This is a genomic window from Planococcus sp. 107-1, assembly GCF_021513255.1.
Lineage (GTDB): Bacteria > Bacillota > Bacilli > Bacillales_A > Planococcaceae > Planococcus.
Genome location: NZ_CP090977.1, coordinates 3098881 through 3119842 on the forward strand (window position 1 = coordinate 3098881; position 20962 = coordinate 3119842).

Consider the following 20962-nt stretch of genomic DNA (forward strand, 5'->3'; position numbering starts at 1 on the left):
ATAAAAGAATGGACAGCCCTTGCGGAGCTGTCCCTTCTTTTCAAACCGGTACGATAATGCGGACAGAAGTGCCTTTTTCAAGTGTGCTCGCTACTTGGATAGAACCGCCGTGCAGCTGGACAAGCTGTTTCGTAATCGCAAGCCCAAGTCCGGTGCCTGTGCTGGAATCATGGGTATTCGTCCCGCGGTAATAGCGGTCAAACAATTTATCCAGGACTTCCGTTTCCATGCCAACACCGTCGTCTTCAATGACAATCACCGCTAGATGCTGTTCAATCGCTGAAATGGAAAGTTTGATTTCCGTTCCCGCTGGATTGTATTTCATCGCATTGACAATCAGGTTCTCAATAATGCGCTGGAACCACTTCGGGTCGATCGCAGCGTCGACACTGTCAGAAGCGGCATAAAAGGAAAACTTCCAATTTCCGTTCGCCGGATCGTTGATGAACTGGATGACGATCCGGCGGATGAATTCATTAAGGTTTACTGTCTCTTTCGAAAGCGGCAAGGCTTGGTTTTTCAAACGGAATGTCAAGGTCAATTCTTCCAATAAATCCATCATGTAAGTGGATTTATCATTCATAATGGCCGCAAATTCCCGGATCTCTTGTGCAGACCATTCATAATCCGGTGATTCCAGCATTTGCGCGTAGCCTGAAATCGACGATAAAGGCGTTTTCAAATCATGCGACAACCCACTGATCCAGTCTTCCCGCGTCCTCTCCAACTGCTTTTGCTGATGCTGGTGCAATTCCAGCTTAGCCGTCAATTGCTCAAGCGTGGCGACAAGGTCTTTATAGAGCCGGTATTTCTTTTTGGTTTTGCCATTTCGTTTAGTAATCAACGACTCGTTTTTTTGGTTCACGGGTTGTTCGTAGCGTCCGTCCCCGAGATTTTTAATCCATTGCATCATGACAAGAAGCGGCATGCCGAATTTCCGCGCATACCAAAGCGTGCCGCCGATTAACAAAATCAACAGGACGACCAGCACGATATAGAAATTCCGTGTTTTCAATATGGTTTCCAGCGCATCGGATGGTGGTGCCGCAGCTCCTGCAATCACCGCTTTCCCGGTTTCAGGATCTGTCTTTATCGCCGTAGAACGGTGGTCCGCAGTCAACTCGCCAACTTTTCGGATAGTATAGTTTTCCTGTTCTTTTACATCCCCGTAACTATCAAGGACTTTGCCATCCGGACCAATCAATTGCATCCAAGCCGCTTCTTCCTCCAGTTCTGCTTTCAACTCCGCCGCTAAATTCAAGTCCTCTTTTTCCCAGTCAATTGCCGGTTCAGCCAAAGCGAGCCATTGGGCAGCAAGGTTCTCCTTGCCGTAAAGTAAAAACAAGGTTCCCCGCCCCGTATTTTCCAATTCCCAATAATGATGCTGCCCGTCAGCCGAATCGCTCCAAATTCGCGCTGCTATTTCTTCGACTGCAAACTGTTCAGGCAGTTTTCCATCGGTATTGAAAGAATCCAGGACCCGCCCATTGGAATCCAATAAGATCAGCCAGCCGTCTTGAGCTTCCGCCAATTTTCTCAAATCGCTTTTAATCGAAGCGCCATTTTTATCGAAATCGAATTGATTCACAAAATAACTGCTTTCTGCATCCGCTAAATCCCGGGCTGCTTCATCTTCAGTGATGAAATAGCCGATTGCTCCCCAAAGCGTCAGCATGAATACCAGAAAAACGAATGACAACAGGAAGAGCTGGATAAAGAACTGCACCATAAACCGCTTATGCAGATTCATGGCTGCCTCCTCCTGGAACAAATTTATAGCCAAGTCCTCTAACGGTTACGATCAACGCCGGACTGCTGGGATCGGCTTCGATTTTTTCCCGTAATTTCCGGATATGGACCATGACGGTATTGTCTTCGCCGAAAAATTCTTCGCCCCATACATTTTCATAAAGCTGGCTTTTGCTGAATAATTGATTAGGATGCTTACAGAAAAACAGCAGCAATTGATATACTTGAGCTGGCAATTCAACGGGATTCCCGTGAACTTTCACTTCACCTGCGTTCGGATTGACAGAAAGTGCACCGTATTCAAAAAGCGCCGGTTCAAGCTTTGGCACATTGCCAAGCCGCCTTCTGAGATGCGCTTTAATGCGGGCTGCCACTTCCAGCGGATTAAAGGGCTTCGTGATGTAATCGTCCGCCCCCATCGCAAATCCGGTCAATTTATCGAGATCGGTTGAGCGGGCGGTCAAAAAGAAAATCGACGCGTCCGAGATCTCCCGGATGAGCGGACAGATTTCGAGGCCGCTCCGCCCCGGCAGCATGACATCCAGCAAAATCAGATCATAAGATTTCGATTTGCATAATTCCAGCGCCTCTTCCGCAGTGCCGGCCGTATCGATATGCCGAAAATCTTCCCTTTTTAAAATGGTTAACAGCATATGTAAAATCGCTTGTTCATCTTCTACGATCAATAATTGAGGGTCTTTCATCGAGACATTCCCTTCCATCTTGTTTCCTTTATTTATCATATCATTCCCGTGATTTAATTAAGGAGAATTAAGGAAAAATTAAGGCAACGGTTCTTTCAGCTTAAGGAACCGGTTTTATAATGAAGACAGATACAAGCAAACGGGCTTTGCGCCCAAAAGAACTTTGGAGGGAAATCATCATGATTGCCATTGGAAAAAGAGAATTCATCAGCATGTTCAAAAGCGTTAAATCCATTATCATCATCGCCATACTGCTCCTCACATCCTATTATTCAGCGAAATTCTCCGGACTATTAGCGTCCGGCATCGCGCTTACTGAAAAGGAAATGGCCGATATCCATACCGTCGGGCTGCTGATCCTGCTGTTCATCTTCGGCCAATTATTCGTGATGGGTTTGTCGCATGACAGCATCAACAAAGAAAGCCATGAACGCACGATGCGGTTTCTCGTCACCCGGACTTCCCGGCTGCAAATCCTGCTCGGCAAATTTGCCGGTGCTTGGCTGTTCTGGTTTACATGCCTTGTGATTTCATTTTTAGTAATCGCCATTTTTGCTTTGAAGTTCGATTTCTTCATCTTCTCTCAAGTGATGGCTTTGCTCACATTCCAGATCGCCTTGACGATTTTGCTGTCTGTCGCCATCCCGAAACCGTCCGCGACCATGTTTCTCGGAATCGTCATCGGCCTATTGTTTCCGGCGCTTGGCGCTTGGTTGGTCTTTACAGACAATCCGTGGTTTTCATGGCTCAAATTCGCGAGCCCGTATTATTATTTGATGGAAGACACGTATCAGTTTTTGATTATTTTTGGGCTCGCCGGGCTGCTGCTGGCAGCGGCTGCACTGATTTTTAACAGGAGGGATTTTTGATGAAAGCGATTGAAACGAAGTTACTGAACAAAACATATGGCTCCACCTCCGTCGTGAGCGGCATTAACCTTGTTGTTGAAGAAGGGGAAATCTTCGGCTTCCTCGGGCGCAACGGGGCAGGAAAATCCACGTTCATCAATATGCTGACCGGCATCACCCGTCCGACAAGCGGCAGCTTTACGATTCTAGGCGTGGAAGGTCCGGACGAACGGATGAAAAAGCATATCGGCGTCATGCCGGATTACTCCACACTGTTCAATTCGATGAATGCCATGAAGCATCTGAAATTCTTGTCCTCCCTATCCGGGAAGCCGGTTTCCACTGCCGAATGCCGACAGGTCTTGAACCAAGTCGGCCTAGAAAATGCCGGCAATAAAAAAGTCGGCAAATTCTCTTTCGGGATGAAGAAAAAACTCGGCATTGCCCAAGCCATCATTCACGACCCGAACCTGATTTTCCTCGATGAACCGACTTCCGGCCTCGATGCGGAATCGGCATTGCATATCCATAAATTGATCGGATCATTGAAAGAGCGCGGCAAGACCGTTTTCATGACTTCCCATAACCTAGACGAAGTCGAAAAGATCTGCACGACGATTGCCATTATGAAAGACGGCGGCATTGTCAAAAGCGGGACGATGGACGAGCTGCGATCTTATTACCGCTCCGCCATTACGGTTGAACTGAAGCACGGTCCAGTTCCAGCAGGCGAATCCCACAATCTTTACACTTGGCTTGAGACAGCGGGTTCTGAATTGCGGAAAGAAACGGGCTCTACTTCAATTACAGTCGGAAGCGAAAAAAGAATTGCGGAAATCATACGGGCCTTCACCCGCTGCCAAGTCGATATTTTCCGGGTGGAAGTAAATGAGCCTTCCTTAGAGGAAATGTTCTTAGCGGAGTAGAATATAAACAAAAGATAAACAAAAGATAAGCAAAAACCGCAGTGAAAGGCATCGGCCATTTCACTGCGGTTCATTGTTTACGGGTATTTTCTAATTCTTGGTTTCACTATGTCTTTTCAAATTCGAAGACTGTTTCATCAATTCATTAAGTAGGTCATCCAGCTCTTGTGAAATGCGGATGGTTTCAGGATGCGTCAAACCTTTTGTTAATCCGGAATGGATCATCAATGCTTGCTTTTCTTCAAAGTCCGTCATCACCGAACCTCCTCCTTCTTTGGCGGGGCCTAGTGCCCATGCGGAAATCCAAGCTTTTCTGCTTGGTTAAGACATCGTACATCCAATAGAATCTATTCTATTATAGACTTTCTACACGAGACTATCAATTCCCTCCTAAAAAAGGAAAAGATTTCCCCTTAATGCAATCATTACATAAATAATGAAATGGTTCAATCGTCTTATTTACTCTACTTAGAATATTAAATAAAAAATCAAAAGTCCTGTTTCGCTTAATCTTGAGTTACATATTTCAATAATTCCACCAATAGTTTATTCATCTCTTCGGCGTTTTGTTTGAAATCCTGGCGATGCCATTCTATAACTAACCCAAGGATCGCATTGGCCTGATATGCACTCAGCATGCCCGTATCGATTTTGTCGTTGCCATGAAGGCGCATATCTTCGTCCAGCAATTGCTGGAGATGGTCGAACAGCAAATAATAATAGTTCAAAGGAGCTGTTTTGGAAAATACAATCCGGTAGAATTCTTCGTATTTTTCGATATGATGGAAAATCCGGATCGTCGCCGGATTCAATTCTTTCGTATGGATGGTCCAAGCATATTTGTAGGGTTCCAGATAAGAATCCTTTAAATTCTGCATGATTTCCTTGAAATATTCTTCAAAAAGATTTTCCACTTGGCCGTAATGCGTATAAAAAGTGCCGCGGTTCACTTTCGCCAATCGGCAAATTTCCGTCACAGAAATGGAGTTCAAGGTCTTTTCTTTCAAGAGGAGCATCAATGCTTCTTTTAAAGACTCTTTCGTTTTGATGATGCGCAAATCCAATTGCTTCATTATTTCCACCTCTTATTAGACAGTTTTTTAATTTGTGTTCTTTAATAGACAGTTATTCATTTTTTGCTTATTGTAAGCGATTGCTCAAAAGGATTATAATTTTATTATACAGTTGTTCATTAAAAAACAGGAGGTTTTATTGATGAAATTAGAAGGCAAAGTAGCAGTAGTAACAGGCGCAGCATCCGGTATGGGAAAAGCGATTGCGGAATTATACGCAGCTGAAGGCGCGAAAGTCATCGTAGCGGACTTGAACTTGGAAGGTGCAGAAGCAGTCGCTGCAGGCATCACAACAAACGGCGGTACTGCAAAAGCGGTTAAAGCGAACGTAGCAAAGCAAGAAGACGTGGAAAGCATGATCGATGCAGCAGTCAACGATTACGGCACGCTTGATATCTTAGTCAATAATGCCGGCATCATGGACGGATTTGAGCCGGTCGGCGACATTACAGATGAACGCTGGGACCTGATTTTCGACATCAACACGAAAGGCGTAATGCGCGCTATGCGTAAAGCCATTCCGATCTTCTTGGAGAAAAAGAAAGGCAATATCATCAACATCGCGTCAACTGGCGGCATGAACGGTGCACATGCTGGCGCTACTTACGGCGCATCAAAACACGCAGTAGTCGGCATGACGAAAAACACTGGCTTTATGTACGCAAAAGAAGGCATCCGCTGCAACGCGATTGCCCCAGGAGCAGTTGAAACCAACATCAGCGCTTCTATGAAGAACATCAACGAATTTGGCATGGGCCGCTCACGCTTAGCTCAAGCGGTTATCCCGAGCGTTGGCCAGCCACAAGATATTGCACAAGTTGCTTTGTTCTTGGCATCTGACGAATCAAACTTCGTCAATGGCACAGTTGTAACAGCAGATGGCGGCTGGACAGCAGCGTTCTAAAAAAACCTTGTCCGCTAAACAATAAAACAGCAAAAGCCCCAGTTCACTTCGAACCGGGGCTTTTTGCTGTTACCTGCTTACTGCATTCGCTTGCCGTTCTCTCACCGCCCGCTCGTGCCCAAGCAGCCATTCTTTCCGTTCGAGGGTGCCGGCATAGCCCGTCAGCGTACCGTTCGAACCGATGACGCGGTGGCACGGGACAACGATGGTCAGCTTGTTCTTGCTGTTGGCGCTCCCCACTGCACGCACTGCTTTGTCGCGGCCAATCGCAACGGCAATCTCCTTATAGGAGGCGGTTTTCGCGTATTCGACTTCCATCAACGCCTGCCAAACTTCCTGCTGAAAAGGCGTCCCGATGGAATAGAGCGGCAAATCGAAATCCATGCGTTCACCTTTGAAATACTCTTCAAGCTGCTGCGCGCATTGTTTGAGTGGCTTTGGTGTCTCGGCGGTCAGAAGATGCTGCGGCTCCGTTCGGTCTGTAAATAGGATCGAATGGATGCTTTCTGCATTTCCGGCAATTTCAATAATGCCGACCGGTGACGGCAGATCGAGCAGATGCATTTCATTCATGATAAGGCCCTCCTTGTCCCGGCTTGTACACCGTTTTTGCGGTAGTCGCCGGGAGATAATTGTTTGATCGTTTTAAACGCTTTATAGAAATTGGACGGACTTTGGAATCCCGCCTCGTAGCAGATATCAAGATTGGATAAGGCACTGTGTTCAATAAGATGCGCCGCTTTGTCGACGCGGATCCGTTTCAAATAAGCGAGCGGTGTTTCCCCGGTCTCTTGTTTGAAAATCCGGTCCAGATAAGACGGCGTGAGGCCTGCATGATCCGCAATTTCCTGCAACAGCAAAGGCTTTCTGTAATTGGCCGCGAGAAATAAGGCCACTTCCCGCACCACTTCCGTATTCGGCGACAGTCCGGCGTTCGGCTGGCATCTTTTGCAGGCGCGATAGCCGTGCGCTTCCGCTTCGTGCTGCGAGAAATAAAACTCAACATTGATTTTTTTCGGTTTCCGGGAACGGCAGGATGGACGGCAGTAAATGCCAGTCGTCTTTACCGCCGTATAGAACAAGCCGTCATAGCCCGGGTCGCAGGCCATGATTTTCTCCCACATTTCTTCAAATGAAAAATGCGTGTTTTTCATTTTCGGAACCCCTTCCTTTTACCTGGCATATAAACGGGATGTCTCGCCGGAATTTACCATTTGCTTAGCTTCTTCTCTCATTATAGCGAAAATTTTATCCGAAAGCGCATTGCCGATACTGAAGCGGCGAACTCCCCAACTCTTCAATTTTTCCACATTCGTCAAACCCGGCAGCGACAATAAATTCAGGGGCACTTCGAGTGCATCCACCAGCTCGCGGACGGCATTTTCTTCCTTTAATCCCGGCAGAAAAATCCCGCTTGCCCCTGCTTGTTCATAGGCTTTTGCACGTTTCACCGCCTCTTCCTGCGACGGAGTTTCCTGAAGATAGATATCGCTCCGCGCATTGATGAAGAAACGTTCATAACCGGCAGCATCCAGCGCAGAACGAATGGCGCTCAAGCATTCTGCATGTTCCGCTCTATCCCGAAGACCATCTCCATTTTTCATCGAATCTTCAATATTGATGCCTGCCGCTCCGGTTTTTGCGACTTGCAATACATGCCGGACGATGGTCTCGTTATCTTCCGCATATCCAGATTCAATGTCTGCAGACACAGGAATCTCCACACTCCCGACAATTTCCTGAATGATCTTCAAATGCATATTAAATGCCATTTTTTCACCATCCGGCAATCCAAAAGAATCGGCAATTCCCCAACTGGTGGTGCCAATCGCTTGAAATCCAGCTGCTGCGAGCATTCTCGCCGAGGCACCGTCCCAGGCATTTCCCAGAAATAATACCTTGTCCCCTTGATGCATTTCCCAAAAAGCGTTGATGTTATCCATGATTGCTTCCCCCTTTGTCTTCCTGGTTTCATTCTACCAAGCGGTTTAGACGGGTTCGTCCTCATTCTTGCACTTATGGTCTGCAAGTTTACAAATCTTAACATGGGCTTAAAGTGGACTTAGCATTCGTCTGCGATACTTAAAGGGAATGATAGAGAGGAGACGATGAAGACGATGAAAATTGCAGTAATCGGCGACTTGCACTATCCAGCACTTGCAGAGGAATACGCGTTCATAAAGGAGGACCGAAAAAAGTTCTATGTAAATTTTATGGAACGTTTTTTCTCGATTCCGGCAGACCTGTACGTATCCATCGGCGATTTGACGAATTACGGTTTGAAAGAGGAGCTCGAAGAAATCTATGCGATCATCGATCAGCACCAAAAGCCGTTTGTTCAAGTCCTTGGCAATCACGATCTCTACGGGCAAACCCGCCATGAAGTGCTGACCATCACGCAGCAGAAACGCTACCGCGACATTTCAACCGACCAAGCAGTGCTCGCTTTTCTCGATACGGCAAAAGAGCAGGATTATCGCGACTGCGGCGGTGCACTTGATCCCGCTCAGCTATATTGGCTAGAAGGCGTCGTCGAACAAAGCGGCAATCGCCCACTCATCGTCTTCGGGCACCATCCCGTCTATGACACCACCATCCAATCAGATAAAGAATCTCGCAGCATCCATCCCGGCATTCCGGTATGGGAAGTGTTGAATAAAAAACAAGGCGCCGGCCTCTATATGAACGGCCATAACCATTGCAACTCCATCGCCGTTCGCGAACAGTGGAATTTTGTGCAGCTGGCAGCCGTGCTTGATGAACAGACGGCGCGCGTCATTGATGTATCCGATACAGAAATCAGTATCGAGACGATTGACCTTTACGACCCTGAACTGCAGAAATGCGCACAAGTAATTGGCCACGCCATTCCGCATTTTTCCCTGAACCGCCAGCTGCTCGGACCTGACAGCGACGTGAAGCATGTGGTTCCGCTGCGAAAAACCGAGAAAGTCTAACTTAATCTATTCAAACAGGCAGGCCTTTTCCAGGTCTGCCTGTTTTTCCGCCTTCTTTATGGTAAAATCTTCTAAACAGTGAAATGCTAGGCGGTGGGGAATAATGGGAAAAAGAATTCTGGTACCTATAGTTATTGTTGTTGTAATTGTTTTGGCTATTGTCTTTTGGCGGATGAGCCAAAATGTTGATGTCGGCTATGTGATGGAGATTAGGAAAACGACAGATGGTGAACAGCGTCTCCACGTTGTTGAATTGCCGAAAGATGAAACAAAAGGCAAGACGCGGAAGAAATTCTCGAGTTGATTGACGAAAAAAGCAGCGAAGATCCGACCTTAGGAGCCACGTACTCGATTCCGTGGATCAATCGTAACCTGAAATCGAAATACGAGCCGGGCGACCGGGTGCGCATCTACTGGCATGGATGGGTGAACCAGTCCGATCCTCCCCAAATTCCTGGAACTTCTCTCATCCTAAAATCTGAATACAACTAAAAAAGCCTTCCTTAGCGGAAGGCTTTTGCTAACTAAGCAGATAAATAGCGATGAGCAGGAACCCAATAACGAAAGGGATTTGCAGCAGCGATACAAGATACGACTTGGAATCCGGAAAGTATCTCCATTCCAAGAACGCTTCGAGTATACCCAAAGCCAGAAAGTAGTAAATCCAGAACCATAAAATCGCATCATCAAAATCGTCCAGAAATAAGAAGATGGCTATAAGAGCAACCCCTAAAATAATTCCCCTTCCCCAGTTGCTGATCTTTCCGCCAGGCGTTTCCGACAGATCGACTTTCTCGACTTTCAAGAGTTTCCGCATTAAATACTCGGCTCCGAAAAATACCACCATCAAACCAAGAAACAAGAAAATCGTTTCCATGAATGCCGCCCCCTTTCTCCCAATTTCTTTTTCTTCTACCTTCTTTACGCAACAGTTGGAGAAAAGTTCCAAATTAAGGGCAAGAATAAAAATTTTAAAAACCGCTTGTGTTTTATTTTCATCTTCTCTATACTTTAAAACGTAATGATTACTATTTAGTTTTTGAAGGAGGAATTTCCGCATGCCATCCCAAATACCAATTACAGTGCTCAGCGGCTACCTCGGCTCCGGCAAGACCACTTTGCTGAATCATATCCTTCAAAACCGTGAAGGATTGAAAGTTGCAGTAGTAGTCAACGATATGAGTGAAGTGAACATCGATGCGTCCCTTATAAAAAAAGGCGGCTTTGTCAAAACCGTGGAAAAACTGGTCGAACTGCAGAATGGCTGCATTTGCTGCACGCTCCGCGAAGACCTTGTCCTGGAAGTCGAAAAACTGGTGGAGTCAGGCGATATCGATTACATTGTCATCGAATCTTCCGGCATCAGCGAACCCATCCCCGTTGCCCAGACCTTTACATACTTGGATGAAAGCCTGAATTCACGCCTCCTGGAACTTTGCCGCCTTGATACAATGGTGACCGTGGTGGACGGCAATGCTTTCTGGAAAGATTTCGCTTCCGGCGACACTTTGCTTGACCGCAAACAGCAGACGACAGACGAAGATGAGCGGGAAATTGCAGATCTGCTGATCGATCAGATCGAGTTCGCCAATGTGATTTTATTGAATAAATCCGATTTGCTTTCGCCCGTAAAAACGCTGGAACTGAAACAAGTCATCCGCAGCTTGAATCCGGACGCGGAAGTGATCGAGACCGCATTTACAACTGTCCCGTTGGACCGGGTGCTAAACACGAAGCTATTCGATTTTGAAAAATCCAGCCACAGCGCCGGTTGGCTGAAAGAACTGAACGGCGAACACATTCCTGAAACAGAAGAATATGGCATCACTTCGTTTGTGTACCGCAGCCAGAAGCCGTTCCATCCCGAGCGCCTCATGGCCTGGATGCTGGAATGGCCGGTGGAAGTCGTCCGCGCCAAGGGGTTTCTATGGATTGCCTCCCGTGACGATGCAGCCGTCTTGCTTTCACAAGCTGGCCCTTCACTCAGCATCGAATACGCCGGTGCCTGGGATCTCGATTACGGAGTGAAAATGACCGAACTTGTACTGATCGGCATCAACATGGACCAACAAGAACTGACTGACTCGCTCAACCAGTGCCTGCTGGCCGAAGATGAAATGCTGCAGGACTGGAATAGCTTTTACGACCCATTGCCAACATTTCAAACCCTTAAGGAGGAGTGAACGATGAGAGTGAATATTACATTAGCCTGCACCGAAACCGGTGACCGCAATTACAGTACGACAAAAAACAAACGCACCAACCCGGAACGCATCGAATTAAAGAAATATTGCCCCCGCCTTCGAAAAGTGACCTTGCACCGCGAAACCAAATAAAAATTTTTTAGTTATTTTCAAATCGTAATGATTACTACTAAAGGAGATAAACCCATGGCAAAAAAATCCAAGATCGCGAAAGACCGAAAACAGCGCGAAACCGCTGCCCGTTTTGCTGAAAAACGCAAAGCCTTAAAAGAGCAAGGCGACTACGCGGCCTTGTCGGCCCTTCCAAAAGATGCTTCACCTACCCGCTTGAACAATCGCTGCGCATTAACCGGAAGACCACGCGGCTATATGCGGAAATTCGGCATGTCCCGAATCGCATTCCGGGAACTCGCGCATAAAGGGCAGATTCCGGGCGTCAAAAAAGCCAGCTGGTAAACAACGAGAAACTACACAAAAAATTTCAACGAGGTGACCAATGAAGAAATTATTATTCCTAGTCCTGCTGCTTGCGCTGTTCCTTGGTGCATGCGGTTCAACAAACGATTCCTCTACAGATGCAGCTAACGGAGCCGATACTGCTAAAGACGATAAATTATCGGTTTACACGACCGTTTATCCCCTGACTTATTTCACTGAACAGATCGGCGGCGATCTGGTCGAAGTCGAATCCATCTACCCTGCCGGTTCAAACGAGCATACTTACGAGCCGACACAGCAAGACATGATTTCACTGGCAGAAGCGGATCTTGTGTTCTATATCGGGATGGGGCTGGAAGGCTTTATCGATAAAGCACAGACAACATTGAAAAACGAAAATGTGGAATTTGTCGCGACTGCAGCAACGATTCCAGAAGAGGAACTTGGCGAAGGCCATTCCCATGACCATGAAGGCGAAGCGGAAGATGGACACACTCACGAGCATGAAGCTGCAGACGAGCATAACCATGAACATGGGGACGAAGAACACAATCATGACCACGAAGCTGATGAAGAACACAGCCATGATCATGGCCACGACCATAGCCATGGTTCAGTTGATCCCCATGTATGGATTTCACCAGTCTTGAGCCAACAATTAGCGGAATCGGTCAAGAACGAATTGGTTAAACAGGACAGCGGAAATGCAAAAACGTATGAAGCAAATTACGAAGCATTAATCGAAGAGTTAAAAGAACTTGATCAATCCTTCCAGGAAACAGCGGATGCCGCTGCGAACAAAACATTTTTTGTGTCTCATGCCGCTTTCGGCTACATCGCGGATACGTACGGGCTTGAACAAGTAGCGGTCGCTGGCTTGAACAGCCAAGATGAGCCGTCGCAAAAAGAACTGACTCAGATTGTCGACCAGGCGAAAGAACTGGACATCCGCTATGTTGCTTTTGAACAGAACGTCTCCTCCAAATTGACCGAAGTCATCCAGAAGGAAATCGGTGCAGAAGCCGTCCAGCTCCATAATCTCGGCGTATTGACTGAGGAAGATGTTGCGGACAAGGAAACTTACTTTACCTTGATGGAAGAAAACCGGAAGACGCTTGAGAAGATTTTAAATTAATTCAGATGAAAAAACCCAACTGTCACGTAACAGTTGGGTTTTTATATTTTCGTTACTGAGCCGTTAATCCGCCGTCAATGACGAATTCAGAGCCGGTCGAGTAACTTGCTTCATCTGATGCAAGGAACACCACCATATTTGAAACTTCTTCAGACTGCGCCACGCGCTTCAATGGAATGTGTTTTGAGAATTCCTCCACTGCCGCTTTTGTATCTTCCTGAACGACCATTGGAGTCGCGATGACGCCTGGGTGAACCGAGTTGACGCGAATACCGTAATTTGCACATTCCAATGCAGCAGCTTTTGTCATGCCGCGTACAGCGAATTTTGTATCTGTGTAGCCGATTGCACCGCCGACTAATCCATTCATCGACGAAATGTTGACGATCGAGCCGCCGCCCGCTTTTTGCATGGACGGAATGACTGTTTTCATACCAAGGAATACAGAAACCTGGTTGATTTCGACAATGCGGCGGTATTCTTCTGCCGTTGTCTGCAAGATCGACTTCGCCATCGTAATGCCTGCGTTATTCACTAATACGTTGACCGGCCCGAATGTTTTTTCAGCTTCTTCGACTACTGTCGCCCAGTCCGCTTCGCTGGTTACATTCTGTTTGACAAATAAAGCATTTTCACCAAGTTCTTCCGCAAATGCAAGACCTTTTTCTTCATTTAAATCCGTTAAAACAACTTTCGCGCCTTCTTCAATGAACTTTTTCGCGTGAGATGCGCCCATACCTTGAGCCGCTCCTGTAATAATGGCAACTTTTCCTTCTAAACGAGCCATGAAAAATTCCTCCAACTAGATTAATTTATTTTATACTACAACTGTAAATTTACAGATAAATAATCCATTTGTCCATCCGGAGGAATTCATGTCATAATAAATTCACCATTGTCGTTCAATTTATCGACACGAATGAGGAGGGCTTGCCGTGGCAGCCACTGAAGACCGGCGTATATTGCGGACCCAGAAAAACTTGAAAGACGCACTGCTCGCCTTGCTGGAACAAAAAGAACTTCGCGAACTTTCCATTACGGAAGTCACCAAGAAAGCAAAATGCAACCGGGTGACTTTCTATGCGCATTATAAAGATTTGAACGAATTGCTGTCGGCAATCTTCGACGATTACCTGCAAGGGCTCATCACATATTTCCGTCAAAGCTTTAAACACCTGGACCACTTTTCTTCGAAAGACGTCCAGCGGCATTTGCCGATTTTCGAATACATCTATAAGAACCAGCCGATTTTCTCGCTTATCATCAAAGGCGAAGTGCTGCCAGGGTCGCAAAACCAATTTTGCGAAAGCTTGGTGCGGGTATCCGCTACGGAACTGGCACTCGCAGGCGAGAACGAACTTAAGATGGAAATTCCGGAATTGAATTATTACCTCACTTACGGAATGCTTGGTTTCTTCATCTATTGGAGCAAACAGAACTTCCAGGACTCACCGGAAACGATGGCGAAGAAAATAGCCGATCTGCATGGCAAAATTTACGAAGGCAGCATCGTTATAGGCGAATAAAACAGGAAAAGCCCACCGGTCGAACCGGTGGGCTTGGGATATGTGGATGAAATTGAGCCGAAACGGGGATAACTGGACCGTTTCGTCATCCTTTTCGACTTACCCACATGTGGGTAAGTTTTTTAAAGAGGAAAATCAGTTATCCACAACTTTTATCATTTAGATAAAATGTTTTTTCTCAACCGTATGTTTCATTATTTCATCTAAATCGACTTCATAGCCAATTCCCGGCTCTTTGGACACCTGCACTTGTCCCCCCGTCGCCACAACTTCCGGCTTGATGATGTCTTTTTCCCAGTAGCGGGAAGATGAAGCTGTATCGCCAGGCAAAGTGAAATTGGCCAATGTCGTGATGGCGATGTTGTGCGCACGGCCAATGCCGGACTCAAGCATCCCGCCGCACCACATTTCAATATTCTCCTGTTGGCAGAAATCATGGATTCTCTTCGCTTCGGTCAATCCCCCGACGCGTCCCACTTTCATATTGATGATGCGTCCGCTGCCAAGCTCTATCGCTTGCCGCGCATCATCATAGGAATGAATGCTTTCATCCAGGCAGATCGGTGTTTCCAAATGTTTTTGCAGCTTGGCATGGTCGATCAAGTCGCCGGCCGTCAGCGGTTGTTCGATCATCATCAAGTTGAACTGATCCAGCTCTTTCAATACGTCAATGTCATCCAAAGTATAGGCAGAGTTTGCATCAACCATTAGCGGAATATCCGGGAATTGTTTCCGTACTTGTCTAACCACTTCGACGTCTTTGCCAGGCTTGATCTTGATTTTAATCCGCTTATAGCCTTCTTCGGTTTTTTCTTTCACTTCACTCAGCAAGTCTTCAATGTTCTCTTTGATTCCTAAACTTACACCCACATCAATCAGCTGTTTTTCTCCACCGAGCGCTTCTGCAAGTGAAATGCCTTTCGTCTTCGCATACAAATCCCATACTGCTCCGTCGAGTGCGGATTTCGCCAAATGATTGCGCTTATAAGGACTGAACAGTTCATGCACTTCATCGGGATGAGCGAGCTCTTTTTTCAGCAGCAATGGAACTAGGAATTTCTCCAGCATAATCCAGCTGGAATCCGTAAATTCTTCAATATATAAAGGGTGTTCGGAAGTGACGCACTCGCCCCACCCCGACAAGCCTTCTTCGTTTTTCACCTCTACCAGGATAAACAAACGTTCTTGCTGCGTGCCGAAACTCGTAGTGAACGGATTTTTCATCTTCATTTTCATTTTATACAAGTTGATTTCTTCAATTTTCATTTACATCGGCCCCCAATCGATTAATACTCCGACAACAATATAAATCGTTCCGATTACATACCAGATCAGCATGAGCGGAATCGCAAATTTAATCCATTTAGACCAAGGCACACCGGCAATCGCAAGCGTCGCCATCAAGACACCGGAAAGCGGCGTGATGATGTTCGTGAACCCGTCGCCAAGCGAATAAGCTTGAACTGCCACCTGTCTTGGCACATCCATCAAATCGGCAAGCGGCGTCATGATTGGCATAACTATGGCTGCCTGGCCGCTTCCTGAAGTGACGATGAGGTTGAAAAGCCCGTTGCCGACAAACATAGCGACTGCGCCCATGACGCTTGAAAATGGTTCAAGAACCGTGGCCATTCCTTGAACGATCGTATCCAAAACCATGCCATTTTCCATTACCACGACGATAGACCGTGCCATCCCGATGATCAGCGCTCCATAAACGACACTCTTACAGCCATTCATAAACTCGGCCACCATTTCATTGGCACCCATTTTCGAGATGAGGCTTGTCAGAATCGCGATGACGATAAAGACACCCGCCATTTCGTTAATGGCCCATTCAAGCTGGAATACACCATAAACGTAAGCGGCAATTCCGATAACCAATACACCCAAGACCCATTTGTGAACAAGAGTCAATTCGGTTGAAGCATCTTCCATGCTGTTTTTTTCATCCCGCCAGGAACGGATTGTCTTTCAAAATACTTTTCTGCGGATCTTTCTTGATGCGGTTTGCATACCACAGAATATAAAGAATCGTTGCAGTAACTACTGTTGCATAGATCAACAAACGATAGCCAAGCCCGGAAAACAGCGGCAATTCAGCAATCGTTTGGGCAAAGCCAGTCGTAGATGGATCAAGGAACCCGACGGCAAAACCGGAATAGGCGCCCAAGTAGATGATTGAAACACCGACGATGGCATCCATTTTCATGGCCCGAGCCAAAATGATCCCGATCGGAATAAAAGCAATGACTGCGTTGACGATGATGCCCAATCCTCCGAAAACGGAGAACAGAAGAGCTACCATGACGATCAATAGCCATTCTTTATTGCGCGTCTTATCGATTGTTTTCAAAATCACGGTGTTGATGGCGCCTGTACTTTCAATTACAGCGAATGTGCCCCCAATGATCAAAACCAGGAAAATCAATCCGGCGCCGCCGATCATCCCTTCTTGTATCGCTGTAAACACACCAATCGGACTAACCGGCGTCTGTTCAATCGCCTCGTAGCTGTTTGGTATGATGACCGATGCGCCGCTTTCGACCGTTTCCCGTTCAAAGCTTCCGGCCGGAATAATATACGTTAGGAGTGCTGCAAGAATCAGAATCCCGAACAAAATCACATAAGCGTCGGGCAATCCCCGTTTTTTCTTTTCTTTCTTTGGCTTGCTTGCTTGGACAGTCATATTATTTCCTCCATTCCCAATTTTCCAAAAATTGAACTTGAATCAAATTATATTGAAGTTTATACTTAAAATCAATAACAAAATAAAGTATATCCTTCAAAAAGAGGTGAACGCATGTCTCTCACTTATGTTGAGAAAACGAAAAAGAAATTTCCAGAGCTCTCCAAGGGGCTTAAAAAAGTAGCTGATGAGCTACTGACTGAACCGCTTTCGTTTGCCATCCATCCGGCTAAAAAAGTAGGAGCCATTATCGGCGTCAGCGAAACAATGGTCATCCGGTTCTGCCATGAAATCGGCTATGCCGGCTATTCTGATCTCCAGCGCGAACTTCGCAGCATCTTTTTGGATCTGGAAAAGACTGAGTCCAAGCAGCAGATTGGCGAAACGGCTCTTGTTCAGTCTTTCGCCCGCCATATGAGCGGCGACATCCACCGAATCCAGGACAATTTGGATCAGATGGATGAAGAAACGCTTGAAAAAGCGATTCAAAAAATCTTAACGAGCGAAAAAATTCTTGTGGCCGGCTATTATCATTCTTTTGCTTTTGCCCATTGGCTATCATTCAACTTGAACTACATTCTTGGAAACGCTTCACTATACCGGCCTGAAACGGATACCGGCCTGTTAAATCTGCCGGCCGAGAAATCCTGCATCGTCATTTTTTCGTTTTACCGGTACGCAGTCGACACCATTGCCTTGGCTAAAGAAGCGAAAGAAAAGGGAATTCCAATCATCACCATTACGGATTCACGGGTTTCACCGGTTGCGGAATTTGCGGACATCGTCATTCCGCTCAAGGTCAATTACCAAAAAGCTTTTGTAGCCAAAGGACCGGTGACACTGTCTTTCATCAACGCACTGCTGATGGAAATTATCGAACGCGGCGAAAGCCAAGGCAGCCTTCAACCGACCTACAAATACTTTGTAAAGGATGAGAAAAACTAATGGAAAACACACTTGCAAAAAAAGTCCAAGAAACTTTCGATCATTTACATGCAAACGCAGAAATCAGTTGGGAAGAAGTTGAAACAACCCACTACCTTCAGCAATTGTTGGAGCAGCACGGCTGCACGACGGAAACGTTCGATGATTGCACCGGCGTCATCGGACGCTACGGCAACTTCAATAAAGGTTTGCCGGTAGTGGGGATTCGCGCCGACATCGATGCATTGTGGCAGGAAGTGAACGGAGAATTCAGAGCGAACCATTCCTGCGGCCATGATGCCCATATGGCAATGGTGCTCGGCGTATTGTGGAAACTCGAAGAAAATCCAGAACTGGCAGATCAAATCGCTGTGAAATTCGTTTTCCAGCCAGCGGAAGAAAAAGGGGAAGGCGCGTTAAAGCTCGTCGATAAAGGCGCCATGGATGACGTAGATTATTTCTACGGCGTCCACTTGCGTCCGGTTCAGGAAACGGCAGTCGGCTATGCATCCCCTGTCATCGTCCATGGTGCTGCAAAAGTCGTAACCGGTGTCATCAACGGCGATGATGCCCACGGTGCGAGACCGCATCTCACCAACAATGCGATTGAAATCGGCGCGCAAATTGTCAACATGCTCAATCAGATCCATCTCGATCCCCTGCAGCCCCATTCCGTTAAAATGACTGCTTTCCATGCGGGCGGAAAAAGTGCAAACATCATTCCCGGCAAAGCGACATTTTCACTGGATATGCGGGCGCAGACCAACGAACTGATGGCGCAATTGACCGAGAAAGTGCAGAAAATCTTCGAAACTATCCAGAGCCAGCACGCCATCGAAATTGAGACATCTTTCGGAGAAGGCATCGCAGCTGCTGAAAAAGACCAGGATGCGATCGATATCATGACCCAAGCCATCGTTGCCGTTCTCGGTGAAGATAAATTGAAAGAACCGCTGATCACGACGGGCGGCGATGACTTCCACTTCTATAAGATCAAAAAACCGGAATTGAAAGCGACAATGCTCGGACTCGGCTGTGGTCTGGCACCGGGCCTTCACCACCCCAATATGAGCTTTAACCATGACTCGATGATGGACGGTGTAAACATTCTCCACGAAGCCATCCTTAAAACCTATGGACTTCAGAATTAACCGAAAAAACAGCGAAACCGCCCTTTTGCGAAGGGCGGTTCTTTTAATTCTGTGCCTCGCCCCCACACTTCCTGTATGATGGAAAAAAAGAGGTGATGACGTGATTTTCCTGTTGATTTGGCTTCTGTTAATCGGTTATGCCGCGTTTCTAGCTCCTGCGGGTGAAAATCCGGATCCCGTATTCTCCAGAATCTTAAGCGGTGAATGGGGCGAAATTGATCCGCTTGTCTTTGCCGTATTCAATTCACTCGGCCTGTTTCCTCTCGTGTTTTTGACAATTCTCTTGCTGCACGACCGTGGAAGATGGCCTGCTTGGCCGTTTGCCCTTTTATCGCTTGGAACCGGCGCTTTTTCGCTGCTGCCGTATTTCGCGTTTGGCGATAAACCATCAAAATCACGCACCAAAAACCGGACACCCGATTGGCTCGTACGTTTCCTGTCCTCCCGCTTTTGGCTCATTGTTCTAATGCTCATGTGGGCAGGCAATTTACTGACGCTGCTGCAAGGATTTTCACTGGCGGCTTACCGGGAAGCTTTTTTCGATTCCGGGCTCGTGTCTGTCATGACCGTTGACTGGTTCGTCTTGTGGGGCTTATCGGTCTATGCCACTTACCGCTTTTTCCCGGATGCGTCACGAAAAGCGGTTGCCTGGATTCCGATTCTTGGACCGGTGCTCGTCATGTGGACGAACAAAACCAAATTACCCAAAAACTAAAAAAGCACACCGATTCAATCAGCCTTTAGGAGCTGATGAATCGGTGTGCTTTTTCTATTGCCTTTATTCAAATAAAGGCGTAACCGGTTTTTCGTTGTGTACGTGCTCGATTGCTTCTGCAAGCAATGGTGCAACGGACAGGATGGTGATTTTCGGCGTGCGTTTTTCTTCAGACACATGAATCGTATTCGTCACAACCAGTTCCGTCAAAGCCGACTCCTCGACTTTTTGAACGGCTCCGTCTGACAAAACCCCATGCGTACAGCAAGCATAGACGCCTTTTGCGCCGTTTTCAACGAGCACATTGGCTGCTTTTGAAATTGTATCTGCGGTGTCGACAATGTCGACGATGATGATGGCATTCTTATTTTGGATATCGCCGACGATGTTGACGATTTCCGGTTCGCCCGGCTGCGGACGGCGTTTGTCGATAAAGCCAATCGGCACATCGAGGTCGTTCGCAAGTTTCCGTGCACGGCTAAGGCCGCCGTTGTCTGGAGCTACAACAATCGCATTTTCCAAGCCTTTGTTCAGGAAATGCTCGGCGATGACCGTTTCACCCAGCAGCTGATCGACCGGCATATCGAAGAAGCCTTGGATCTGCGGTGCATGGAGGTCCATTGTGATGATGCGGGTCGCACCGGCCGTCTCTAGCATATTCGCTACTAATTTAGCGGTGATCGGCTCACGTGAACTCGCTTTCCGGTCTTGGCGCGCATAGCCGTAATACGGAATGACCACGTTGATCGTCTCGGCGGAAGCCCGCTTCAACGCATCGATCATGATCAGCAATTCCATCGTATGTTCATAGCCTGGCTGTGAAGTCGACTGGACGATAAAGACTTCTGCACCGCGAACACTTTCCTCTAAATGGATTTGCACTTCCCCATCGCTGAAACGGTTAATCGAGCTCTTGCCCATTTCGCAGCCAAGCAAGTCGGCAATTTCCTGAGTCAACTCAGGATTTGAATTCAACGTGAATAATTTAAAGTTCTTTCTTAATTGATAAGGCATGTCGT

The 20962-nt window shown here is 46.9% G+C and carries 26 protein-coding genes; 13 read left to right on the forward strand and 13 right to left on the reverse strand.

What is annotated here, in order from left to right; all coding sequences use genetic code 11:
- Nucleotides 1–40: 40 nt before the first annotated feature.
- Nucleotides 41–1750, reverse strand: coding sequence for a sensor histidine kinase (locus tag L0M13_RS16005; protein WP_235197430.1), 1710 nt, complete (start codon nt 1748–1750; stop codon nt 41–43).
- Entirely contained in the window at nt 1737–2453 is a 717-nt protein-coding gene (locus tag L0M13_RS16010; RefSeq protein WP_235197431.1) for a response regulator transcription factor, read from the reverse strand. Before L0M13_RS16010 ends, L0M13_RS16005 begins: the two co-directional genes overlap by 14 nt.
- Nucleotides 2454–2572: 119 nt before the next feature.
- On the opposite strand from L0M13_RS16010, the gene L0M13_RS16015 reads away from it, so the two are divergent.
- Together L0M13_RS16015 and L0M13_RS16020 are read left to right on the forward strand one after the other, a co-directional pair.
- On the forward strand, nt 2573–3322 hold the full coding sequence (locus L0M13_RS16015; protein ID WP_235197432.1) for an ABC transporter permease: 750 nt from the start codon (nt 2573–2575) through the stop codon (nt 3320–3322).
- Nucleotides 3322–4227, forward strand: a complete 906-nt coding sequence (locus L0M13_RS16020) for an ABC transporter ATP-binding protein (protein ID WP_235197433.1) — start codon at nt 3322–3324, stop codon at nt 4225–4227. Before L0M13_RS16015 ends, L0M13_RS16020 begins: the two co-directional genes overlap by 1 nt.
- Nucleotides 4228–4317: 90 nt before the next feature.
- Here L0M13_RS16020 and L0M13_RS16025 read toward each other — a convergent pair whose 3' ends face one another.
- A complete protein-coding gene (locus L0M13_RS16025) occupies nt 4318–4482 on the reverse strand; it encodes an aspartyl-phosphate phosphatase Spo0E family protein (protein WP_235197434.1) in 165 nt (54 codons plus the stop codon).
- A 251-nt stretch (nt 4483–4733) separates the two neighbouring features.
- Entirely contained in the window at nt 4734–5300 is a 567-nt protein-coding gene (locus L0M13_RS16030) for a TetR/AcrR family transcriptional regulator (RefSeq protein WP_235197435.1), read from the reverse strand.
- A 142-nt stretch (nt 5301–5442) separates the two neighbouring features.
- On the opposite strand from L0M13_RS16030, the gene L0M13_RS16035 reads away from it, so the two are divergent.
- Nucleotides 5443–6204, forward strand: a complete 762-nt coding sequence (locus tag L0M13_RS16035) for an SDR family oxidoreductase (RefSeq protein WP_235197436.1) — start codon at nt 5443–5445, stop codon at nt 6202–6204.
- A 69-nt stretch (nt 6205–6273) separates the two neighbouring features.
- Here the strand turns inward: L0M13_RS16035 and L0M13_RS16040 are convergent, their stop codons facing one another.
- The 3 genes from L0M13_RS16040 to L0M13_RS16050 are packed head-to-tail and all read right to left on the reverse strand — an operon-like array spanning nt 6274 to nt 8147.
- On the reverse strand, nt 6274–6777 hold the full coding sequence (locus L0M13_RS16040; RefSeq protein ID WP_235197437.1) for a methylated-DNA--[protein]-cysteine S-methyltransferase: 504 nt from the start codon (nt 6775–6777) through the stop codon (nt 6274–6276).
- Nucleotides 6774–7358 (reverse strand): bifunctional transcriptional activator/DNA repair enzyme AdaA, encoded by a 585-nt coding sequence (locus tag L0M13_RS16045; RefSeq protein WP_235197438.1) that lies wholly within the window; start codon nt 7356–7358, stop codon nt 6774–6776. Before L0M13_RS16045 ends, L0M13_RS16040 begins: the two co-directional genes overlap by 4 nt.
- Before the next feature lie 18 nt (nt 7359–7376).
- On the reverse strand, nt 7377–8147 hold the full coding sequence (locus tag L0M13_RS16050) for an isocitrate lyase/PEP mutase family protein (protein ID WP_235197439.1): 771 nt from the start codon (nt 8145–8147) through the stop codon (nt 7377–7379).
- 165 nt (nt 8148–8312) lie between these two features.
- Between L0M13_RS16050 and L0M13_RS16055 the strand changes: the two genes are divergently transcribed.
- Both L0M13_RS16055 and L0M13_RS16060 read left to right on the forward strand, forming a co-directional pair.
- Nucleotides 8313–9161 carry a metallophosphoesterase family protein gene (locus L0M13_RS16055; RefSeq protein WP_235197440.1) on the forward strand — a complete coding sequence of 283 codons (849 nt, stop codon included), beginning with the start codon at nt 8313–8315 and terminating at the stop codon, nt 9159–9161.
- Between the two features lie 103 nt (nt 9162–9264).
- Nucleotides 9265–9465, forward strand: coding sequence for a hypothetical protein (locus L0M13_RS16060; protein ID WP_235197441.1), 201 nt, complete (start codon nt 9265–9267; stop codon nt 9463–9465).
- Between the two features lie 216 nt (nt 9466–9681).
- Here the strand turns inward: L0M13_RS16060 and L0M13_RS16065 are convergent, their stop codons facing one another.
- Complete coding sequence (locus L0M13_RS16065; protein WP_235197442.1) at nt 9682–10038, reverse strand: DUF4181 domain-containing protein; 357 nt, start codon at nt 10036–10038, stop codon at nt 9682–9684.
- Nucleotides 10039–10219: 181 nt separating this feature from the next.
- Between L0M13_RS16065 and L0M13_RS16070 the strand changes: the two genes are divergently transcribed.
- From L0M13_RS16070 to L0M13_RS16085, 4 genes are read left to right on the forward strand one after another with little or no spacing between them, the layout of a single operon-like run.
- A complete protein-coding gene (locus L0M13_RS16070; RefSeq protein WP_235197443.1) occupies nt 10220–11344 on the forward strand; it encodes a GTP-binding protein in 1125 nt (374 codons plus the stop codon).
- A gap of 3 nt (nt 11345–11347) precedes the next feature.
- A complete protein-coding gene (rpmG, locus tag L0M13_RS16075; RefSeq protein ID WP_052650078.1) occupies nt 11348–11497 on the forward strand; it encodes a 50S ribosomal protein L33 in 150 nt (49 codons plus the stop codon).
- A 54-nt stretch (nt 11498–11551) separates the two neighbouring features.
- Nucleotides 11552–11821, forward strand: coding sequence for a 30S ribosomal protein S14 (gene rpsN / locus L0M13_RS16080; RefSeq protein ID WP_235197444.1), 270 nt, complete (start codon nt 11552–11554; stop codon nt 11819–11821).
- 40 nt (nt 11822–11861) lie between these two features.
- Entirely contained in the window at nt 11862–12938 is a 1077-nt protein-coding gene (locus L0M13_RS16085) for a metal ABC transporter solute-binding protein, Zn/Mn family (protein ID WP_235197445.1), read from the forward strand.
- A 52-nt stretch (nt 12939–12990) separates the two neighbouring features.
- Here the strand turns inward: L0M13_RS16085 and L0M13_RS16090 are convergent, their stop codons facing one another.
- Nucleotides 12991–13725 (reverse strand): glucose 1-dehydrogenase, encoded by a 735-nt coding sequence (locus L0M13_RS16090; protein ID WP_235197446.1) that lies wholly within the window; start codon nt 13723–13725, stop codon nt 12991–12993.
- A gap of 148 nt (nt 13726–13873) precedes the next feature.
- Here L0M13_RS16090 and L0M13_RS16095 point away from each other — a divergent pair, with 148 nt between their 5' ends.
- Nucleotides 13874–14464, forward strand: a complete 591-nt coding sequence (locus L0M13_RS16095) for a TetR/AcrR family transcriptional regulator (RefSeq protein ID WP_235197447.1) — start codon at nt 13874–13876, stop codon at nt 14462–14464.
- A gap of 159 nt (nt 14465–14623) precedes the next feature.
- Here L0M13_RS16095 and menC read toward each other — a convergent pair whose 3' ends face one another.
- From menC to L0M13_RS18390, 3 genes are read right to left on the reverse strand one after another with little or no spacing between them, the layout of a single operon-like run.
- Nucleotides 14624–15730, reverse strand: coding sequence for an o-succinylbenzoate synthase (gene menC, locus L0M13_RS16100; RefSeq protein ID WP_235197448.1), 1107 nt, complete (start codon nt 15728–15730; stop codon nt 14624–14626).
- Nucleotides 15731–16402, reverse strand: a complete 672-nt coding sequence (locus L0M13_RS18385; protein WP_260107694.1) for a TIGR00366 family protein — start codon at nt 16400–16402, stop codon at nt 15731–15733.
- Between the two features lie 10 nt (nt 16403–16412).
- Complete coding sequence (locus tag L0M13_RS18390) at nt 16413–17153, reverse strand: hypothetical protein (RefSeq protein ID WP_260107695.1); 741 nt, start codon at nt 17151–17153, stop codon at nt 16413–16415.
- Nucleotides 17154–17267: 114 nt separating this feature from the next.
- Between L0M13_RS18390 and L0M13_RS16110 the strand changes: the two genes are divergently transcribed.
- The 3 genes from L0M13_RS16110 to L0M13_RS16120 all read left to right on the forward strand — a co-directional run bounded on the left by L0M13_RS16110 (nt 17268) and on the right by L0M13_RS16120 (nt 19943).
- The gene (locus L0M13_RS16110; protein WP_235197449.1) at nt 17268–18098 is read left to right on the forward strand and encodes a MurR/RpiR family transcriptional regulator; all 831 of its coding nucleotides are present in this window, start codon (nt 17268–17270) and stop codon (nt 18096–18098) included.
- Nucleotides 18098–19228, forward strand: a complete 1131-nt coding sequence (locus tag L0M13_RS16115) for a M20 peptidase aminoacylase family protein (protein WP_235197450.1) — start codon at nt 18098–18100, stop codon at nt 19226–19228. Before L0M13_RS16110 ends, L0M13_RS16115 begins: the two co-directional genes overlap by 1 nt.
- A gap of 100 nt (nt 19229–19328) precedes the next feature.
- On the forward strand, nt 19329–19943 hold the full coding sequence (locus L0M13_RS16120) for a hypothetical protein (RefSeq protein ID WP_235197451.1): 615 nt from the start codon (nt 19329–19331) through the stop codon (nt 19941–19943).
- 63 nt (nt 19944–20006) lie between these two features.
- Here L0M13_RS16120 and L0M13_RS16125 read toward each other — a convergent pair whose 3' ends face one another.
- A complete protein-coding gene (locus tag L0M13_RS16125; RefSeq protein WP_235197452.1) occupies nt 20007–20957 on the reverse strand; it encodes a ribose-phosphate diphosphokinase in 951 nt (316 codons plus the stop codon).
- Nucleotides 20958–20962 lie beyond the last annotated feature (5 nt).

Excerpts from the sequence above, each read along its gene's own strand:
- L0M13_RS16005 (WP_235197430.1), bottom strand. The coding sequence starts at position 1,750 with ATGAATCTGCATAAGCGGTTTATGGTGCAGTTCTTTATCCAGCTCTTC.
- L0M13_RS16010 (WP_235197431.1), bottom strand. The coding sequence starts at position 2,453 with ATGAAAGACCCTCAATTATTGATCGTAGAAGATGAACAAGCGATTTTA.
- L0M13_RS16015 (WP_235197432.1), top strand. The coding sequence starts at position 2,573 with ATGAAGACAGATACAAGCAAACGGGCTTTGCGCCCAAAAGAACTTTGG.
- L0M13_RS16020 (WP_235197433.1), top strand. The coding sequence starts at position 3,322 with ATGAAAGCGATTGAAACGAAGTTACTGAACAAAACATATGGCTCCACC.
- L0M13_RS16025 (WP_235197434.1), bottom strand. The coding sequence starts at position 4,482 with ATGACGGACTTTGAAGAAAAGCAAGCATTGATGATCCATTCCGGATTA.
- L0M13_RS16030 (WP_235197435.1), bottom strand. The coding sequence starts at position 5,300 with ATGAAGCAATTGGATTTGCGCATCATCAAAACGAAAGAGTCTTTAAAA.
- L0M13_RS16035 (WP_235197436.1), top strand. The coding sequence starts at position 5,443 with ATGAAATTAGAAGGCAAAGTAGCAGTAGTAACAGGCGCAGCATCCGGT.
- L0M13_RS16040 (WP_235197437.1), bottom strand. The coding sequence starts at position 6,777 with ATGAATGAAATGCATCTGCTCGATCTGCCGTCACCGGTCGGCATTATT.
- L0M13_RS16045 (WP_235197438.1), bottom strand. The coding sequence starts at position 7,358 with ATGAAAAACACGCATTTTTCATTTGAAGAAATGTGGGAGAAAATCATG.
- L0M13_RS16050 (WP_235197439.1), bottom strand. The coding sequence starts at position 8,147 with ATGGATAACATCAACGCTTTTTGGGAAATGCATCAAGGGGACAAGGTA.
- L0M13_RS16055 (WP_235197440.1), top strand. The coding sequence starts at position 8,313 with ATGAAGACGATGAAAATTGCAGTAATCGGCGACTTGCACTATCCAGCA.
- L0M13_RS16060 (WP_235197441.1), top strand. The coding sequence starts at position 9,265 with ATGGGAAAAAGAATTCTGGTACCTATAGTTATTGTTGTTGTAATTGTT.
- L0M13_RS16065 (WP_235197442.1), bottom strand. The coding sequence starts at position 10,038 with ATGGAAACGATTTTCTTGTTTCTTGGTTTGATGGTGGTATTTTTCGGA.
- L0M13_RS16070 (WP_235197443.1), top strand. The coding sequence starts at position 10,220 with ATGCCATCCCAAATACCAATTACAGTGCTCAGCGGCTACCTCGGCTCC.
- rpmG (WP_052650078.1), top strand. The coding sequence starts at position 11,348 with ATGAGAGTGAATATTACATTAGCCTGCACCGAAACCGGTGACCGCAAT.
- rpsN (WP_235197444.1), top strand. The coding sequence starts at position 11,552 with ATGGCAAAAAAATCCAAGATCGCGAAAGACCGAAAACAGCGCGAAACC.
- L0M13_RS16085 (WP_235197445.1), top strand. The coding sequence starts at position 11,862 with ATGAAGAAATTATTATTCCTAGTCCTGCTGCTTGCGCTGTTCCTTGGT.
- L0M13_RS16090 (WP_235197446.1), bottom strand. The coding sequence starts at position 13,725 with ATGGCTCGTTTAGAAGGAAAAGTTGCCATTATTACAGGAGCGGCTCAA.
- menC (WP_235197448.1), bottom strand. The coding sequence starts at position 15,730 with ATGAAAATTGAAGAAATCAACTTGTATAAAATGAAAATGAAGATGAAA.
- L0M13_RS18385 (WP_260107694.1), bottom strand. The coding sequence starts at position 16,402 with ATGGAAGATGCTTCAACCGAATTGACTCTTGTTCACAAATGGGTCTTG.
- L0M13_RS18390 (WP_260107695.1), bottom strand. The coding sequence starts at position 17,153 with ATGACTGTCCAAGCAAGCAAGCCAAAGAAAGAAAAGAAAAAACGGGGA.
- L0M13_RS16110 (WP_235197449.1), top strand. The coding sequence starts at position 17,268 with ATGTCTCTCACTTATGTTGAGAAAACGAAAAAGAAATTTCCAGAGCTC.
- L0M13_RS16115 (WP_235197450.1), top strand. The coding sequence starts at position 18,098 with ATGGAAAACACACTTGCAAAAAAAGTCCAAGAAACTTTCGATCATTTA.
- L0M13_RS16125 (WP_235197452.1), bottom strand. The coding sequence starts at position 20,957 with ATGCCTTATCAATTAAGAAAGAACTTTAAATTATTCACGTTGAATTCA.